The sequence below is a fragment of the Kytococcus sp. HMSC28H12 genome, assembly GCF_001816045.1.
GTDB lineage: Bacteria > Actinomycetota > Actinomycetes > Actinomycetales > Dermatophilaceae > Kytococcus > Kytococcus schroeteri.
Map to the genome: position 1 here is coordinate 1 of NZ_KV824663.1, position 551 is coordinate 551.

1 protein-coding gene is annotated in these 551 nt (G+C 77.3%); it reads left to right on the forward strand.

The window, feature by feature from the left end; genetic code table 11:
• Positions 1-24: 24 nt before the first annotated feature.
• Positions 25-551 (forward strand): nitroreductase family protein (locus tag HMPREF3099_RS10670; protein WP_237769842.1); only part of this gene is annotated, 527 nt, incomplete at its 3' end.

Genomic DNA, 551 nt, shown 5'->3' on the forward strand with positions numbered 1-551 from the left:
GCGCACCTCGCAGACGCGGCGCGCGTGGCCCAGGCGGACCTGCTCGTGCCCGAGCGGGCGGCGCGGCTGCTGGACCTCAAGCTCGAGGGGCTGCGGGAGGCCCCGGTGGGCGTGGTGGTGGCCTGTGACCGCCGCACCCCGGCCGCCGGCGTGCTGGGGCGTGCCACCTTCCCGGACACCGACCTGTGGTCGTGCGCGTGCGCCATCCAGAACATGTGGCTGACCGCCCGGGCGCTGGGGCTGGGCATGGGGTGGGTGACCCTCTTCGAGCCGGCGGACCTGGCGGGTCTGCTCCACCTGCCCGAGGGCGTGGAGACGCTGGGCTGGTTGTGCCTGGGCTGGCCGGACGAGCGGCCGCCGGAGCCGGGGCTGCAGCGGGCGGCGTGGTCGCGCAAGGCGCCTCTGGAGGACGTCGTGCTCTCCGAGCGGTGGCCCCAAGAGGGGGACGCCGCCCCGGACGCTCCGGTCTCGCACCTGCGCGGGCCGGCGGCCGACCGTCTCGTGGGCTCCACCGACGCCGCCGACCGCCTGCTGGCACCTCCGGAGGCGCT